This window comes from Diaphorobacter limosus (assembly GCF_033100095.1).
Classification (GTDB): domain Bacteria; phylum Pseudomonadota; class Gammaproteobacteria; order Burkholderiales; family Burkholderiaceae_C; genus Alicycliphilus; species Alicycliphilus limosus.
On the sequence record NZ_CP136921.1, the window covers coordinates 2225150 to 2241192 of the forward strand.

At 67.1% G+C, this 16043-nt stretch carries 14 protein-coding genes; 2 read left to right on the plus strand and 12 right to left on the minus strand.

From position 1 onward, the window contains the following. Positions 1-111 precede the first annotated feature (111 nt). Positions 112-618, minus strand: coding sequence for an SNF2-related protein (locus tag P4826_RS10760; protein WP_425605165.1), 507 nt, complete (start codon positions 616-618; stop codon positions 112-114). Positions 619-838: 220 nt separating this feature from the next. After that, entirely contained in the window at positions 839-1822 is a 984-nt protein-coding gene (locus P4826_RS10765) for a fumarylacetoacetate hydrolase family protein (RefSeq protein ID WP_317700406.1), read from the minus strand. Between the two features lie 77 nt (positions 1823-1899). Between P4826_RS10765 and P4826_RS10770 the strand changes: the two genes are divergently transcribed. Together P4826_RS10770 and P4826_RS10775 are read left to right on the plus strand one after the other, a co-directional pair. Then, positions 1900-3087, plus strand: a complete 1188-nt coding sequence (locus P4826_RS10770; RefSeq protein ID WP_317700407.1) for a DUF3108 domain-containing protein — start codon at positions 1900-1902, stop codon at positions 3085-3087. 147 nt (positions 3088-3234) lie between these two features. After that, positions 3235-3525, plus strand: coding sequence for a BTH_I0359 family protein (locus P4826_RS10775; protein ID WP_317700408.1), 291 nt, complete (start codon positions 3235-3237; stop codon positions 3523-3525). Positions 3526-3730: 205 nt separating this feature from the next. Here the strand turns inward: P4826_RS10775 and P4826_RS10780 are convergent, their stop codons facing one another. The 10 genes from P4826_RS10780 to P4826_RS10825 all read right to left on the minus strand — a co-directional run bounded on the left by P4826_RS10780 (position 3731) and on the right by P4826_RS10825 (position 16000). Beyond that, on the minus strand, positions 3731-4285 hold the full coding sequence (locus P4826_RS10780; RefSeq protein WP_317700409.1) for a hemerythrin domain-containing protein: 555 nt from the start codon (positions 4283-4285) through the stop codon (positions 3731-3733). Between the two features lie 6 nt (positions 4286-4291). Next, complete coding sequence (locus P4826_RS10785) at positions 4292-4711, minus strand: ribonucleotide reductase subunit alpha (RefSeq protein WP_317700410.1); 420 nt, start codon at positions 4709-4711, stop codon at positions 4292-4294. Further along, complete coding sequence (locus tag P4826_RS10790; protein WP_317703751.1) at positions 4686-5342, minus strand: nitroreductase family protein; 657 nt, start codon at positions 5340-5342, stop codon at positions 4686-4688. The genes P4826_RS10785 and P4826_RS10790 overlap by 26 nt, the downstream gene beginning before the upstream one ends. A 103-nt stretch (positions 5343-5445) precedes the next feature. Beyond that, a complete protein-coding gene (locus P4826_RS10795) occupies positions 5446-6279 on the minus strand; it encodes a peptidylprolyl isomerase (RefSeq protein ID WP_317700411.1) in 834 nt (277 codons plus the stop codon). A 96-nt stretch (positions 6280-6375) separates the two neighbouring features. Further along, the gene (gene narI / locus P4826_RS10800; protein ID WP_317700412.1) at positions 6376-7104 is read right to left on the minus strand and encodes a respiratory nitrate reductase subunit gamma; all 729 of its coding nucleotides are present in this window, start codon (positions 7102-7104) and stop codon (positions 6376-6378) included. Next, on the minus strand, positions 7101-7799 hold the full coding sequence (gene narJ / locus P4826_RS10805) for a nitrate reductase molybdenum cofactor assembly chaperone (protein WP_317700413.1): 699 nt from the start codon (positions 7797-7799) through the stop codon (positions 7101-7103). The genes narI and narJ overlap by 4 nt, the downstream gene beginning before the upstream one ends. A gap of 11 nt (positions 7800-7810) precedes the next feature. Next, positions 7811-9334 carry a nitrate reductase subunit beta gene (gene narH / locus P4826_RS10810; protein ID WP_317700414.1) on the minus strand — a complete coding sequence of 508 codons (1524 nt, stop codon included), beginning with the start codon at positions 9332-9334 and terminating at the stop codon, positions 7811-7813. Positions 9335-9352: 18 nt separating this feature from the next. Continuing rightward, complete coding sequence (locus P4826_RS10815; RefSeq protein WP_317700415.1) at positions 9353-13150, minus strand: nitrate reductase subunit alpha; 3798 nt, start codon at positions 13148-13150, stop codon at positions 9353-9355. Positions 13151-13238: 88 nt separating this feature from the next. Further along, positions 13239-14684 carry an MFS transporter gene (locus tag P4826_RS10820; RefSeq protein WP_317700416.1) on the minus strand — a complete coding sequence of 482 codons (1446 nt, stop codon included), beginning with the start codon at positions 14682-14684 and terminating at the stop codon, positions 13239-13241. A gap of 20 nt (positions 14685-14704) precedes the next feature. Then, complete coding sequence (locus P4826_RS10825; RefSeq protein ID WP_317703752.1) at positions 14705-16000, minus strand: MFS transporter; 1296 nt, start codon at positions 15998-16000, stop codon at positions 14705-14707. Positions 16001-16043: the final 43 nt, after the last annotated feature.

Sequence of the window (16043 nt, forward strand, 5' to 3'; positions counted from 1 at the left end):
ACCTCCGCTCCTTTGACGTTGATGATCCGGTTCTTCATGCCAACTCCCATTGGAGTTTGAATACCTCTTCGAGGGCCGATGTCGAACAGAGCCTCCCCTCCAGCTCATTGATCACCACCACCTGATCGCAGGGCACGCGGCACAGGTCATCGGCCTTGGTTGGTAGGAGCAGATGACGATCTGGCTGGCTTGGTCCTGGGTTTGGTCAAAGGGGTTGGGCAAACCCGCCTTGCGCTGCTCGTTGTAACTTTTGGCTTCCAGAATCAGCGCTTGCAGGCTGAACTTGTCTTGCAGCTCCTGGTGCCACTGCTTGCGCAAGTTGGCCGGGGTGATGATGAGGATGCGGCGCTTGCGCTCTGTCCAGCGCTGGACAATCACCAGGCCAGCCTCGATGGTCTTGCCCAGGCCCACCTTGTCCGCCAGGATCACGCCTTGCGAAAGCGGGCTTCGGAACGCGAACAGTGCTGCCTCGACCTGGTGCGGATTCAGATCGACCCGCGCATCAACCAGGGTGGAGGCCAGGAGATCGGGGGAGTCACGCCCGATCTGCCTTGAAAGCAGCCAGGCGATGTATTGGGACTGGTAGGACGTATGGGGAACAAGAGGCACTGCATTCATCGAAACATGTCGTTAACGATTATGCGTGGCAGCTGAAGACACAAGTATGGGCTGGACAGTTGCAACATCAACCAACTCACCAGCCAGGCCCTGACCGACCTGGGCGCCGGGCCTACGTTCTACGACTGCGCGGTGCAGGTCGAGGCGGCCGCCAGTTACTCATAAAACCATAGCTTCTTGCGCTTGTACTTCAAGGCCTGGGCGAATACTCACCTCAAAATCAACCGTGCGACACGATCTGCTGGTCGATGGCGCCGAACAGGCTCTGCCCGTCCCGGCCCTTCATCTCGATGCGGATGGTGTCGCCGTACTTCATGAATTCCGTACTCGGCCGGCCGTCCTCGATGGTCTCGATGCAGCGCTTCTCGGCAATGCAGCTATAGCCCTTGGACCAGTCCTTGTTGCTCACCGTGCCGCTGCCCACGATGGCGCCGGCGCGCACGTTGCGCGTCTTGGCAATATGGGCGATGAGCTGGCCGAAATGAAAGCTCATCTCCGCCCCGGCGTCGCACATGCCAACCCTGCGGCCGTTCCAGGTGGACTGCAGCGTCAGGTGCACGCGCCCGCCCTGCCAGGCGTCGCCGAGCTCGTCCAGCGTCACGGCCACCGGGCTGAAGGCAGTGGCCGGCTTGGACTGGAAGAAGCCGAAGCCCTTGGCTAGCTCCGCCGGTATCAGGTTGCGCAGGCTGACGTCGTTGGCCAGCATCAGCAGGCGCACGCCGTCCAGCGCCTGCTCCGGGCTCGCGCCCATCTTCACGTCGCCGGTGATGACGGCGATCTCGGCCTCGAAGTCGATGCCCATGGCCTCACTGGGCACGACCACATCGTCGCAGGGGCCCAGAAAATCGTCGCTGCCGCCCTGGTACATCAGCGGGTCGGTGTAAAAGCTCGCCGGCACCTCGGCGCCACGCGCGCGGCGCACCAGCTCGACATGGTTGAGGTAGGCCGAACCATCGGCCCACTGGTAGGCGCGCGGCAGCGGCGCCATGCACTGGCGCGCGTCGAACGCAAACGCGTGGCGCGCGCGGCCGGCGTTGAGCTGCTCGTACAAGTCCTGCAGCTGGGGGGCGAGGAAGTTCCAGTCGTCCAGCACCTGCTGCAGGCGGCTGGCAATGCCGGTCGCATAATGGGCCGCGCCCAGGTCGCGCGCGACCACAACCAGCTGACCATCGCGCGAACCGTCCTTGTAGGTCGCCAGTTTCATGGGCCAGGCCCTCCGTCTGACCGCCCGCGCCCATGGTGGCGCAGCGGGTTGATTGCACAAAGCAGAAAATTCTAGCCATGCCACGCCGCGCCCTGCTGCTGCTGACTGCCCTGGTGCTGATCCTGCACTGGCTGGTGCTGGTCGGCCTGCCGCTGGGCGGCGGGGCCGGCGCGGCGCCGCAGCCGACGGCGTTTCACACGCGCATGCTGTCAGCGCCGCCCGCCGCGCCACCCGCGCCCCAGGCCGCCCCCGCGCCTGCCCCCCGGGCACGCGAGCCGGGCAAGCCCGTGAAACCCAGGCCCCGGCCAGCGCCGGCGGCCCCACCCGCCGCCACCGAGGACAGCCAGGCCGACAGCCCGGTGCAGTCCGCCCCGCCTGCGCCGATCATCTCCCCCATGGAGGCCGAGGCCGCCCCTGCGTCCACCGAGGCGGCAATGCCAGGCAGCGATAGCCCGGCCGCGCCGCAGGTGCCGCCAACCACCGCCGAAGCAGCCGAACCCGACAAGGCCGCCGCAGCCGAACCCGAAAAGGCTGCCGCGCCAGAGTCGGCCGAGACCGCCGGTGTCGAGATCCGCCCCCCGGGCCAGCCGGGCGCGCGCGCCAGCAGCGAGCCGCCGCCGGTGCTGCTGCCGCCCTCCACGCGCCTGTCGTTCGACGTGGTGGGCGAGGTGAAAAAATTCCACTACAACGCCAGCGCCGAGCTGCTGTGGCGCCAGCAGGGCCAGCGCTACGAGGCGCGCCAGCAGATCAAGGCCTTCCTGCTCGGCGCGCGCACGCAGACCAGCGTGGGCAGCATCACGCCCCAGGGCCTGCAGCCCGAGCGCTTTGGCGACAAGTCACGCAGCGAGCGGGCGGCGCATTTCGACTTCGAGCGCCACGAGGTCATCTTCAGCGCCAACACCCCGCGCGCCACCATCGGCGCGGGGGCGCAGGACAGGCTCAGCGTGTTCCTGCAGCTGGGTGCCATGCTGGCCGCCGCGCCAGAGCGCTACCCGCCAGGCACGCAGATCACGCTGACCACCGTGGGCGCGCGCCACGCCGACCGCTGGACTTTCAGCGTCCAGGGGCCGGAGACGCTGGACCTGCCCGCCGGCAGCACGCCGGCCCTGAAGCTCGAACGCCTGCCGCAGGCGGATCAGCAGCGCGACCAGAAGGCCGAGCTGTGGCTGGGCACGGCGCTGCACTATCTGCCGGTGCGCATACGCCTGACGCAGGGCAATGGCGACTTTGCCGACCTGCTGCTCAGCGGCCACGAAGCGCCATGACCACAGCCGGCCTGGGGCCATGGCGCGAATCCGGGCGCGGTACGGCACGAGGGGGGTTTCCATGGAATACTGGCCGCATATCCGGTGGCCCTTGAACTCTTGCCAGGCGTTGCCATCTGATAGCCATACTTATAGGGGGATCGCGCCATGAAAATGCTCTACGACTCTGACTCTTTTGTGGTGGTTCACATGCTGCCAGACGCCGACCTGAGCGACAGCGCCGCGAAAACCGCCCCATTGCCGCCCCAGCTGCTGCGCCACGGCTTCGAGATCGTGGACAAGCGCTCGGGCAAGGAGGTGTACCTGGACGGCTCCTGGGCCGAGCTGTTCCAGCAGCAGATCCTGGCCTGGCAGCGTGATACGCCGACCCAGGAGGAGGTGGAAGACACGCTGGACAGCTACGTCGGACTGGCGCAGAATCCCGTCGTAGTACATTGAGTTTCGGGGGTCTTTACCCCCTTTGCGGCCCACCCCCGGTAGGCCGCAGCCCCGCGAGGGGCACAGCGCGCCGTGGCCGACCGCCACGGCGCCTTCGTTTTGGGCGCCAACCAATTTGCCGGGCTCGCCAGGCTGTTTAGTCAAATATGCCCGTAGCGCCCATGCATAAAGCGCCAACAGCTATTGTTTAAATAGCAAAACAACTTTAGCGCACCCCACGGCGCCGCGCCATCTCCTGGCCCATGGCGCTCTGGGCACCCGGATCGAGCAGCGCGCGCGCCGCAGGGTAGATGCTGTCGTCCTCATGGCGCAGATGGTCGGCGTAGCACTCGGCAAATCCGTCCAGCGCCGCCTCATGCTCGGCGCTGAACGCCGGCAACTGCCCATCGGCCATGGCCTGCAGCGGGCCGCGCGCGGTGGCCCAGCGCTCGGCCATGCGCACATGGTCGCGCTGCAGCTGGCGCACCAGGGTCACCAGGGGCGCGTCATGCTCCTGGGCCAGCAGCGGCGGAAAGACATGCAGCTCCTCGTCCTCATGGTGCAGCGGCGCGGCGATGTCGAAGTAGCGCAGCACGTCGCGCGCCGCCTGGCGCGCCGAGTCGTCGCAGCCGTGGCCGTGGCCGCGCAGGTAGTCGCGCAGGCGCCGCAGCAGATCCAGCGAGCGGCGCACGCGGTCATGGCAGGCGTCCAGCATCTCAAAGGGCTGGTCGAAGCCTGCGCCCGGGCTGCGCATGCCGGGCAGGGATACTCTGGTCGTCATGGGCAACTATCCTAGCCGCACGGGTTGGCCCTCCCGGTTGAATGGCAGGTAGGCGTCAAAGGCGCCGGTCTTCACACCCTCCACCATGCGGCCGAGCACGCGCTCGGCATCGTCCTCGGACGGCGCCCGGGTGGGGGTGCCCGACAGCGCCGCGGTGAATACCAGGCGCCAGGGCTGGCCCGGCGGCTCGAACTGCCGCGACTCGCGCAGCAGCGCGGCAAACGATTCCAGCTCCTCGGGCAGCCTGTCCAGGCACATCATGGGCACCAGGACACCGCCATCGCCCTGCGCAAAGCGCTCGCGTTGGCCGGGCGTGGCGCCCTCGGGCAGCTCGGTGCCGGCAAACACCAGCAGCAGGCGCTGGCGCTCGCGCTGCGCGCGCGCGGCGTGCAGCAGGTCGTCAAAGTGGTTGATTTCGGTCTTCATGGCCATGCCCTCCCTTGTCCATCCACGGCTGCAGGCCCACGCCCGGCACCAGCGTGGACACGTACTGCGCCGGCACCGGGCGCACGCGCGCGGGCTTGCGCGCGAGCACCGTGCCGACGCTGACAAAACACAGGGCACGCTCGCCAGTCCCGAGCGCAAACAGCGCGCGCAGCCCCTGTGACTGCAGCGCCTTGCCACTGGTCAGCGCCGAGCCAAAGCCCAGGGCCGTGGCCATGAGCAGCAGGTTCTGCACCGCGCAGCCGGCCGATACCAGGCGCTCGGCCGGCACGATGTCGGGGTCGCCCCCCAGCTCATCGACCGCCAGCAACAGCAGCAGCGGGGCGCGAAAGGCCTTTTCGCGCGCCTGCTCCTGCTGCTCGGGCGTGGCCGCGCTGTCGCGCTCGCACAAAGCCTGGGCAAACACCTCGGCCAGCGCCGCGCGCGCCTCTTGCGGCACGAGCACGAAGCGCCAGGGCAGCAGTCGGCCATGATCCGGCGCATGGCCGGCCGCCGCCAGCATGGCCTGCAGTTGCGCGGCATCGGGCCCGGGTGCGCCCAGGCGCTTGGGCAATATGGTCTGGCGCGACTGCAGCAGGGCCGCGGCCAGATCGGCGGCCGAAGCGCCGCCCATCGCCGGCCATGGCGTGGCGGCATCCTGTTCATCACTGCACAAGCGTTTGTCCATCATGTTCCACATCGGGCGGGCCACAGCCCGGTACCCCATTTTGGCTGCGCTATTGCACCAAGGGGCTGTCGGCGGCATCGAGCTGCACGCCTTCGACCTCGGCGCTGCCCGCCAGCAGCTGCAGGTATTGGCGCAGCGCATTCACCCAGGCCTGCTGGCGCAGCACCAGCGCGATCGAGGCCTGCACCTGGTCAAACGCCTGGGGCTGGGCCGGCTTGCGCGCGCAGACCTGCACCACATGCAGGCCAAAGCGACTGTGCACCAGGCGCGCGAGCACGCCGACCTCCTGCGAGCCAAAGACCTCGCGCGCAAACTCGGGCGCGCAGTCCTCGGGCGTGAGCCAGCCCAGGTCGCCGCCCTGGGCGCCGCTGGGGCAGTTGGACCATTCGCCCGCCGCCTCGGCAAAGCGCGGGCCGCCGTCGTCGGCGCAGCGCAGCTCCAGCAGCAGGCGCTCGGCGCGCTGGCGCAGCAGGCTCACGTCGACGCCGGGCGTGACGGCGAACAGCACATGGCGCAGGTGGGCGCGCTCGCCCTGGCTGCCAAAACCCGGATGGGCGGCGTGGTAGCGCCGGCAGGCGGCCTCGGAGGGCTCGGGCACCTGCAGGGCCTGCTCCAGCAGCCGCTCTATCGCCTGGGCCGCGGCGGCGCTGGTGGCGCCGTCCAGGCCGGGCGCGTCGTCCTCGGCCAGCAGGCCCTGGCGCTGCGCCTGCTGGCGCAGCAACTCGGTGCAGGCGCGCTGGCGCAGCATATCGCCGGGCGGCTGCGCGCCCGCGGCGTGCAGGGCGACGCCGTTGATGCGCGCCACTTCTGCCTGGTCGCTGGCACTGTCACTGGCACTGGCACTGCCGCAGCCACAGGCATGGGTTCCACAGGTACTGGTCATGGGTCTCTCCTGGCAGGCCCCTTGCGCCATGCCGGCGGCATTTGGAGCCAAATTGGCCTGCAGCGCTTATCTACAAAGCGCAAACAGCTATTATTTTTACAGTGAACGTCGTGGCTCGTTCTGGCCCGGCGGCACGTTCAGGCGCCGCGCGCGCACCAGCTGATAGGGGCGCAGCACATAGGCCAGCGTGCCAAAGCCACTCCAGACATGCACCAGGCGCGTGAACGGGAAGATCAGGAACACCGTCATGCCCAGGAACAGGTGGGCCTTGAAGACCCAGCCCGCGCCGGCCAGCATCTCCACCGCGCCGGAACGGAAGGTGACGATGCGCTGACCCCATTCGGCCAGGCGCATCATCATCGAGCCGTCCAGGTGCTGGGCCGACAGCGGGATGGTGGCCAGGCCCAGCGCCAGCTGAACCCAGAAGATCCACAGCAGCGCGATGTCGCTGGTCTTGGAGGTCGCCCGGATGCGAGCGTCCGTTAGGCGCCGGTGCAGCAGCAGGGTCACGCCGACGAAGGCCATCAGGCCGGCAATGCCACCGCTGACCATGGCCAGCAGTTGCTTGTCGTGCGCGGTGATGACGTAGTCGTAGAGGACATGCGGCGTGAGCATGCCGACGAAGTGGCCGAAGAACAGGAACAGCACGCCGACGTGGAACAGGTTGCTGGCCCAGCGCAGGCTGCCGGTGCGCAGCAGCTGCGAGGAGTCGCTCTTCCACGTGTACTGGTCGCGGTCAAAGCGCAGCCAGCTGCCGATGAAGAACACGGCCAGGCAAATGTAGGGATACAGGCCGAAGAGGAAATGGTCGATCCAGGCGGTCATGGCGAGACTCCTTGGGAAGATTGCGGGCGCGCCTTGCGCACGATGTGAATCGGTTGGGGCTGGTCGGGGCGGTTCTGGCCGCGCGTGGCGCAGCCGTCGAAGGCCTCGGGCTCGGCCCAGGCCTCGTCCATGTCGGGCTCGGGGGCGATGGCGACCGCCTGCGCGGTCTCGCCGGCAGCCTCGAGCACGGCGGCGAGCACGCTGGCGTAGGGGCTGGCCTTGGCCTGCAGCGCGCTGAACAGCGCATTCAGGATATGCGCCATCTCGGCGAGAAACTCGCGCGCCACCGCGGTCGGCTGGGTCGAGGCGAACTCCAGCACCACGCCCAGGTGGTCGGGCAGCTCCTGCGCGTCCAGGTACAGGCCGGCGCGCTCGTAGGTCTGCGTCAGGTCGATCAGCGCCGGGCCGCGTTCGCGCGAGTCGCCATGGATATGCTCGAACAGGTGCAGCGAGGTGCGGTGGCCGCGGTCGAAGGTATCGACATAGCGCCCCTCGGCCTCGTAGGCGTCCATGGCGCAGATCTGCTGGGCCAGGGCCTGCAGCTCGGCGATGCGGGCCGCGGGCAGGGCCTGCTCGGTCTGCAGCGCGTCGATCAATGCGGGCATCTGCGCGCGCAGCCCGGCGCCGGGGTAGGCCAGCAGCCGCGCCAGCGCGCGCAGCGTCAGGCGCATGGTCTCGGGTGTCTTCTTGAACATGGTGGCGCTCCTCAGACCACGGCCTTGATGGGAATGGTGCGCGGCTTCTTGCCGCCGAAGATGCTCACCTCGGTGGCGCCGTCGGAGCAGCCGTTGCCGAAGGAGAAGCCGCAGCCGCCGCGCACGTCAAAGGCGTCCTCGGCGTACTCGCGGTGGGTGGACGGGATCACGAAGCGATCCTCGTAGTTGGCAATCGCCATCACCTGGTACATGTCCTCCACGTCGTGCACCGTCAGGCCCGTCTGCTGCAGCACGGCCATGTTCTGCACCTTGTCCACATGCACGCCGCGCTGGTAGGCGCGCATGGCCAGCATGCGCTCGAGCGCGCGCACCACCGGGCCGGTGTCGCCGGCGGTCAGCAGGTTGGCCAGGTACTGCACGGGGATGCGCAGCGCCGAGACGTCGGGGATCTCGCCATTCACGCCCACATGGCCGGCGTTGGCCGCCGAGGTGATGGGCGAGAGCGGCGGCACATACCAGACCATGGGCAGGGTGCGGTACTCGGGGTGCAGCGGCAGGGCCACCTTCCAGTCCACGGCCATCTTGTAGACTGGGCTGCTCTTCGCCGCCTCCAGCCAGTTGTCGGGAATGCCGTCGAGCCGCGCCTGGCGTATCACCTCGGGGTCATGCGGGTCCAGGAAGATGTCGAGCTGCGCCTGGTACAAGTCCTTGTCGCGCTCCACGCTGGCCGCTTCCTGGATGCGGTCGGCGTCGTAGAGCAGCACGCCAAGATAGCGGATGCGGCCGACGCAGGTCTCGGAGCAGACCGTGGGCTGGCCGGCCTCGATGCGCGGATAGCAGAAGATGCATTTCTCGGCCTTGCCGGTCTGCCAGTTGTAGTAGATCTTCTTGTACGGGCAACCCGAGACGCACATGCGCCAGCCGCGGCATTTGTCCTGGTCGATGAGCACGATGCCGTCTTCCTCGCGCTTGTAGATCGAGCCGCTGGGGCAGCTGGCCACGCAGGCCGGGTTCAGGCAATGCTCGCACAGGCGCGGCAGGTACATCATGAAGGTGTTCTCGAACTGGGCGTACATGTCCTTTTGCACCTGTTCGAAGTTCACGTCGGCGCTGCGCCTGGAGAACTCGCCGCCCAGGATTTCTTCCCAGTTCGGGCCCCAGACGATCTTCTCCAGCCGCTCGCCGGTAATCAGGCTGCGCGGGCGCGCCACCGGGGTGTTCTTCATCTCGGGCGCCGACTGCAGGTGGTCGTAGTCGAAGGTGAAGGGTTCGTAGTAGTCGTCGATCTGCGGCAGGTTCGGGTTGGCGAAGATGCGCATCAAGAGCTTCCACTTGCCGCCCTGGCGCGGCGTGATGCTGCCGTCGGCATGGCGCGTCCAGCCGCCGTTCCACTTGTCCTGGTTCTCCCATTCCTTGGGGTAGCCGATGCCGGGCTTGGTCTCGACGTTGTTGAACCAGGCGTACTCCATGCCGGGCCGGCTGGTCCAGACGTTCTTGCAGGTGACGGAACAGGTGTGGCAGCCAATGCACTTGTCCAGGTTCAGCACCATGCCGATTTGGGCGCGTATTTTCATTGTCGTTCTCCTTGTCGTTCACGCATGGGCGCTGGCGGCGGAGGTGCTGCCCGCAGGTTCATCGAGCCAGTCCACGCGGCGCATCTTGCGCACCAGCACGAACTCGTCGCGGTTGGTGCCAATGGTTCCGTAGTAGTTGAAGCCGTAGCTGTACTGCGCGTAGCCGCCGATCATGTGCGTGGGCTTGAGGACCACGCGCGTGACCGAGTTGTGGATGCCGCCGCGCGTGCCGGTGATCTCCGAGCCGGGGGTGTTGATGGTCTTTTCCTGCGCGTGGTATTTCAGCACCATGCCGGGCTTGACGCGCTGGCTGACCACCGCGCGCGCGGCGATCGCGCCATTGGCGTTGAACAGCTCTATCCAGTCGTTGTCCACGATGCCGCCGCGCTTGGCGTCCTCCTCGCTGATCCAGACCACCGGGCCGCCGCGGTTGAGCGTGAGCATGTGCAGGTTGTCGCTGTACGTGCTGTGTATGCCCCATTTCTGGTGCGGCGTGATGAAGTTCAGCTGCAGCTCGGGGTGGCCATTGGGTTTCTTGCCGGCCACCTCGTGCAGGGTCTTCAGATCGACAGGCGGGCGGTAGCTGCACAGGCCCTCGCCAAAGTCGCGCATCCAGGGGTGGTCCTGGTAGAACTGCTGGCGGCCGGTGAGGGTGCGCCATGGGATCAGCTCGTGCACGTTGGTGTAGCCGGCGTTGTAGCTGACCTTCTCGGATTCCAGCCCCGACCAGGTGGGCGAGCTGATGATCTTGCGTGGCTGCGCCTGGATGTCGCGAAAGCGGATCTTCTCGTCCTCGCGGTGCAGCGCCAGGTGCACATGGTCGCGCCCGGTTTGCTTGCCCAAGGCCTCCCAGGCCTTGCAGGCCACATGGCCGTTGGTCTCGGGCGCGAGCATCATCACCACCTCGGTGGCGTCGATGTCGCTCACGATGCGCGGCCTGCCCTGCGCCACGCCCTCCTCGCGCACGCGGCCGTTCAGGTCGCCCAGTTGCTCGACCTCGGTCTGGGTGTTCCAGCCAATGCCCTTGCCGCCATTGCCCAGCCTGTCCATCAAGGGGCCCAGGGCCGTGAAGCGCGCATAGGTGTTGGGGTAATCGCGCTCGACCACCGTGACCTGCGGCGCCGTGACGCCGGGGATCAGGTCGATCTCGCCGCGCTTCCAGTCCTTGACGCCAAACGGCTGTGCCAGCTCGCCCGGGGTGTCGTGCATGATGGGCGTGAGCACCACCTCTTTTTCCACCCCCAGGTGGCCCACGCAGACCTCGCTGAAGGCCTTGGCGAAGCCCTTGTAGATCTCCCAGTCGCTTCTGGCCTGCCAGGCCGGATCGACAGCGGCCGACAGCGGGTGGATGAAGGGGTGCATGTCCGAGGTGTTCAGGTCGTTCTTCTCGTACCAGGTGGCCGTGGGCAGCACGATGTCGGAGTACAGACAGGTGGTGCTCATGCGGAAGTCCAGCGTCACCAGCAGATCGAGCTTGCCCTCGGGTGCGCTGGCATGCCACTTCACCTCCTCGGGCTTGGCATCCTGCGGGCCCAGATCCTTGCCCTGCACGCCGTTTTGCGTGCCCAGCAGGTGCTTCAAGAAATACTCATGCCCCTTGCCCGAGCTGCCCAGCAGGTTGGAGCGCCAGACAAACAGGTTGCGCGGCCAGTTCAGCGGGTTGTCCGGGTCTTCGCAGCTCAAGGACAGCGAGCCGTTCTTCAGCGACTGCACCACGTAGTCCTTGGGGTCCAGGCCGCGCTCCTGCGCATCCCTGGCCAGCTGCAGCGGATTGGCCTGCAGCTGCGGCGCACTGGGCAGCCAGCCCATGCGCTCGGCGCGCACGTTGTAGTCGATCATGCTGCCCTGGTAGGCGGCCTTGTCCGCCAGCGGCGAGAGCACCTCATCGACACCCAGCTTCTCGTAGCGCCACTGGTCGGTGTGGGCGTAGAAGAAGCTGGTGGCGTTCTGCTGGCGCGGCGGGCGTATCCAGTCCAGCGCAAAGGTCAGCGCCGTCCAGCCGGTCTGCGGGCGCAGCTTCTCCTGGCCCACGTAGTGCGACCAGCCGCCACCCGACTGGCCTATGCAGCCGCACAGCATCAGCATGTTGATGATGCTGCGGTAGTTCATGTCGCAGTGGTACCAGTGGTTCATGCCGGCGCCGATGATGACCATGCTCCTGCCCTGGGTCTTGTCGGCGTTGTCGGCGAACTGGCGCGCCACGGTGATCACATGCTCGCGCGGCACGCCGGTGATGCTCTCCTGCCAGGCCGGGGTGTAGGGCGCATTGGCGTCGTAGCTGCCGTCCAGGGCCTCGCCGTCCAGGCCGCGCGCGATGCCGTAGTTGCCGGCCAGCAGGTCGAACACCGTGGCCACGACCACGCGGCCCTGGGCGTCCTCGCCGTGCAGATCCAGGTGGGTGATGGGCACGCGGCGCAGCATCACGTCACCACCCTGGTCGTTGGCCTGGAAATGCGGCGTCTGCACGCCACCGAAGTAGGGGAAGGCCACGTCGGCCACCGCATGCGCCTGGGCACCGTCTTCCAGCACCGAGAGCTTGAGCTTCACGTCGTTGCCGCTGCGCGCATCCTTGTCCTCCAGGTTCCACAGGCCCTCGTCGGGACGGCCCTCCTTGCCCCAGCGAAAGCCGATGGAGCCGTTGGGCAGCGCCACCTTGCCGTCCAGGCCGTAGGCCACGGTCTTCCAGTCGGGGTGGTTGGCCTGGCCCAGGTTGCCCGCGAAGTCGCTGGCGCGCACATAGCGGTCCGGCACCATGGCGCGGCGGCCGTCCTCCAGGGTCTTTTCCTTCAGCACCACCAGCAGCGGCAGGTCGGTGAAGCGGCGCGCGTACTCATCGAAGTAGGCCGAGCGCCTGTCGAAGTAAAACTCCTTGAGGATCACATGGCCCATGGCCATGGCCACGGCCGCATCCGTGCCCTGCTTGGGGTGCAGCCACAGGTCGGAGAGCTTGGCGACCTCGGAATAGTCGGGCGTGACGGCGACGATCTTCGCGCCCTTGTAGCGCACCTCGGTGAAGAAATGCGCGTCGGGCGTGCGCGTCTGCGGCACGTTGGAGCCCCAGGCGATGATGAAGTTGGAGTTGTACCAGTCGGCCGATTCGGGCACGTCGGTCTGCTCGCCCCAGGTCTGCGGGCTGGACGGCGGCAGGTCGCAGTACCAGTCGTAGAACGACAGCGGCACGCCGCCGATCAGGCTCAGGTAGCGCGCGCCCGCCGCGTACGAGATCATGGACATGGCCGGAATCGGCGAGAAGCCGATGACGCGGTCCGGCCCGTACTGCTTGATGGTGTAGACGTTGGCCGCGGCAATCATCTGGTTCACCTCGTCCCAGCTCGAGCGCACAAAGCCGCCCAGGCCGCGTTGCCTTTGCCATTCACGGCGCGCCTCCTGGTTCTGCACGATGGCGGCCCAGGCATCGACCGGGCTCTTGGCCACGGCCAGCGCCGCGCGCCAGTGCTTCAAGAGGCGCCCGCGCACCAGCGGGTATTTCACGCGGTTGGCGCTGTACAGGTACCAGCTGTAGCTGGCGCCGCGCGCGCAGCCACGCGGCTCGTGGTTGGGCAGGTCGGCGCGCGTGCGCGGGTAGTCGGTCTGCTGGGTTTCCCAGGTGACGATGCCGCCCTTGACGTAGATCTTCCAGGAGCAGGAGCCGGTGCAGTTCACGCCATGGGTGGAGCGCACGATCTTGTCATGCGCCCAGCGGTCGCGGTAGGCGCGCTCCCAGGTGCGGTCTTCGCCATTGGTCTCGCCATGGCCGTTGGAGAAGGTTTCGCGCGGCTGCGAAAAATACGAGAGACGGTCGAGAAAGTGACTCATCGTGGTGCTCCTTGGTTCAATCGTTGGGCGTTGGGCGTTGGGCGTTGGGTTTGCGCAAAACGCTCAACCCTCAACGCTCAACCTCTTGTCAGCAAGGCATCTCGGCGTTCCTGCGCGAGTAGTACCACCAGGTGACGACGACGCACAGGCTGTAGAACACGACAAACATCCACAGCGCGAACTCCGGTCCGCCGGTGCTGGCGATGGAGCTGCCATAGCTCTTGGGGATGAAGAAGCCGCCGTAGGCGCCAAGCGCCCCGGCAAAGCCGACGGCGGCCGCGCCCTCGGTGTTGCCGTCCTTGATGGCCTGGGCCTGGGCGGCCTCGTCGTTGCCGCGCAGCGCGCGCATTTTTTGCGTCAGAAAGATCACCGGGATCATGCGGAAGGTCGAGCCGTTGCCTATGCCCGTGGTGCAAAACAGCACCAGGAACATCAGGAAGAAGCCGGTGAAGCTGCCCTCGGCCGGGCCGAACGGCAGGGCATAGGCGCTCGCACCCTTGGGCAGGAAGAACAGCACGCCCAGCACCGCCAGCGCCATGACGATGAAGTTCCAGAAGGTGACCACGCCGCCACCGATCTTGTCCGCCAGCCAGCCGCCAAACGGCCGCGTGAGCGCCCCCACCAGCGGCCCCAGCCAGGCGTAGGCCAGCGGGTTGATGGCCGGGAACAGCGCCTTCATCAGCAGCGGAAAGCCCGCGGCAAAGCCGATGAAGGAGCCGAAGGTGCCCAGATACAGCAGGCACATGATCCAGTTGTGCTTGGCGCGGAAGATGGCCGCCTGGGCGGCAAAGCTGGCCTTCGCATCGGCGATGTCGTGCATGCCGAACCAGGCCACGACGGCGGTGATGGCGATCCACGGCACCCAGATGAAGGCCGCGTTCTGCGCCCAGACATGCTGCTGCTCGCCGTTCCTCACGATGACCTGCGCGTCGCCGCCAAAGATGCCGAAGATGCCCAGCGAGATCACCAGCGGGCTCAGGAACTGCACGACCGACACGCCCAGGTTGCCCAGGCCCGCGTTCACGCCCAGCGCCGAGCCCTTGCGCTCCTTGGGGAAGAAGAAGCTGATGTTGGCCATGCTGGAGCTGAAGTTGCCCCCGCCCAGGCCGCACAAGAGCGCCAGCATGAGCATGGTCGGGTAGCCGGTGGTGTTGTCCTGTATGGCAAAGCCTATGCCCAGCATGGGAATGAGCAGCGTGGCCGTGGACAGCGCCGTCCAGCGCCGCCCGCCGAACACCGGCACCATGAAGGAGTAGAAGATACGCAGCGTGGCGCCCGACAGCGCCGGCGCCGCGGCCAGCCAGAACAGCTGGTTGGTCGAGTACTTGAAGCCCAGCGCCGGCAGGTTCACGGCGACCACGCTCCAGACCTGCCAGACGGCAAACGCCAGGAACAGCGCGGGCACCGAGATCCACAGATTGAGCTTGGCCACAGCCTCGCCCTCGCGCTCCCAGAACTGCTTGTCCTCGGGCGTCCAGATGTGCAGCAGCCGCCCCTGGCGCGCGCCCTCTTGTGCAACGGTATCGGCAGACATGGTGTGGGTTCTCCGGTCGATCAGCGGGCGGCGGGCGTGGCGGCTGCCACACCCTGGCCGGTCATCACATCGGTGCGGCGCACCTCGGTCCAGTACATCCAGATCAGCGACACCCAGACCACGCCATACATCAGCATGAAGGCGCTGGAGCGGATGCCCGTCCAGTCCATGAGCGCGCCAAACATGATCGGCAGGATGAAGCCGCCCATGCCGCCGGCAAGACCCACGATGCCGCTGATGGCGCCGATGTTGCCGGGGTAGTCGTCACTGATGTACTTGAACACGCTGGCCTTGCCGAAGGCCCAGGCCACGCCAAGCACGGCCATGACCGCGGTGAACACATAGACGTTCAGGCCGATGTGGAAGGTGCTGGGGCCGTTCACCGTCTGGATGGTGAAGGCGGTCTGCGGGTAGGACAGCAGGAACAGGCAGATCCAGCTCACCCACATCACCCACCAGGTGACGCTGTGCGCGCCGTACCGGTCGCTCAAGACGCCGCCAATCGCCCGCAGCACGCCGCCGGGCAGCGAGAAGCAGGCCGCCAGCAGCGCGGCGACGCGGATGTCCAGGCCATATTCGCCCACGTAGTACTGCACCATCCACAGGCTGAGCGCCACATAGCCGCCGAACACGATGCTGTAGTACTGGCAGTACTTGAGCACGCGCGGATCTTTCAGCGCCTTGAGCTGGTCGGTGAAGCTGATGTTGCTGGCCACCAGGTGGCTGGGGTCGCTGTGGCTGAAGAACCAGAACAGCAGCAGCGCCCCCAGCATGATGGCCGCGTAGACATGGGGCACCGCCGCCCAGCCAAAGGCCACCAGGATCACCGGGGCGACGAACTTGTTCACCGCCGCGCCCGAGTTGCCGGCGCCGTACACGCCCATGGCCGTGCCCTGGCGGTGTCTGGGGAACCAGCGCGCCACATAGGGCGTGCCCACCGAAAACGCGCCGCCGGCCAGGCCCACGAACAGGCCTATGACCAAAAAGTGCCAATACTCGCTGGCGTAGCCCATGACCCAGATGGCGGGCACGGTGATGGCCATCAGCACGGCCATGACGATGCGCCCACCGTATTTGTCCGTCCAGATACCGAGCGGCACGCGCACCAGCGACCCCGTGAGCACCGGCATGGCCGTCAGCAGACCGAACTGCGTGGCGTTCAAGTCCAGCATCTTCTTGATCGGGATGCCGATGATGCCGAACATCATCCAGACCATGAAGCAGACGGTGAAGGCCAGGGTGCTGACGATGAGCACCGACCAGGCCTGGCGGTTGCGGCGGGGGTCTTGTGCCGCGGAATGCGACGCGGGTGCCATGCGGTAGTCCTTGGTTGCTGTGTGCATGGATGTTCCACCGGCA

Excerpts from the sequence above, each read along its gene's own strand:
- P4826_RS10760 (WP_425605165.1), bottom strand. The coding sequence starts at position 618 with ATGAATGCAGTGCCTCTTGTTCCCCATACGTCCTACCAGTCCCAATAC.
- P4826_RS10765 (WP_317700406.1), bottom strand. The coding sequence starts at position 1,822 with ATGAAACTGGCGACCTACAAGGACGGTTCGCGCGATGGTCAGCTGGTT.
- P4826_RS10770 (WP_317700407.1), top strand. The coding sequence starts at position 1,900 with ATGCCACGCCGCGCCCTGCTGCTGCTGACTGCCCTGGTGCTGATCCTG.
- P4826_RS10775 (WP_317700408.1), top strand. The coding sequence starts at position 3,235 with ATGAAAATGCTCTACGACTCTGACTCTTTTGTGGTGGTTCACATGCTG.
- P4826_RS10780 (WP_317700409.1), bottom strand. The coding sequence starts at position 4,285 with ATGACGACCAGAGTATCCCTGCCCGGCATGCGCAGCCCGGGCGCAGGC.
- P4826_RS10785 (WP_317700410.1), bottom strand. The coding sequence starts at position 4,711 with ATGAAGACCGAAATCAACCACTTTGACGACCTGCTGCACGCCGCGCGC.
- P4826_RS10790 (WP_317703751.1), bottom strand. The coding sequence starts at position 5,342 with ATGGGCGGCGCTTCGGCCGCCGATCTGGCCGCGGCCCTGCTGCAGTCG.
- P4826_RS10795 (WP_317700411.1), bottom strand. The coding sequence starts at position 6,279 with ATGACCAGTACCTGTGGAACCCATGCCTGTGGCTGCGGCAGTGCCAGT.
- narI (WP_317700412.1), bottom strand. The coding sequence starts at position 7,104 with ATGACCGCCTGGATCGACCATTTCCTCTTCGGCCTGTATCCCTACATT.
- narJ (WP_317700413.1), bottom strand. The coding sequence starts at position 7,799 with ATGTTCAAGAAGACACCCGAGACCATGCGCCTGACGCTGCGCGCGCTG.
- narH (WP_317700414.1), bottom strand. The coding sequence starts at position 9,334 with ATGAAAATACGCGCCCAAATCGGCATGGTGCTGAACCTGGACAAGTGC.
- P4826_RS10815 (WP_317700415.1), bottom strand. The coding sequence starts at position 13,150 with ATGAGTCACTTTCTCGACCGTCTCTCGTATTTTTCGCAGCCGCGCGAA.
- P4826_RS10820 (WP_317700416.1), bottom strand. The coding sequence starts at position 14,684 with ATGTCTGCCGATACCGTTGCACAAGAGGGCGCGCGCCAGGGGCGGCTG.
- P4826_RS10825 (WP_317703752.1), bottom strand. The coding sequence starts at position 16,000 with ATGGCACCCGCGTCGCATTCCGCGGCACAAGACCCCCGCCGCAACCGC.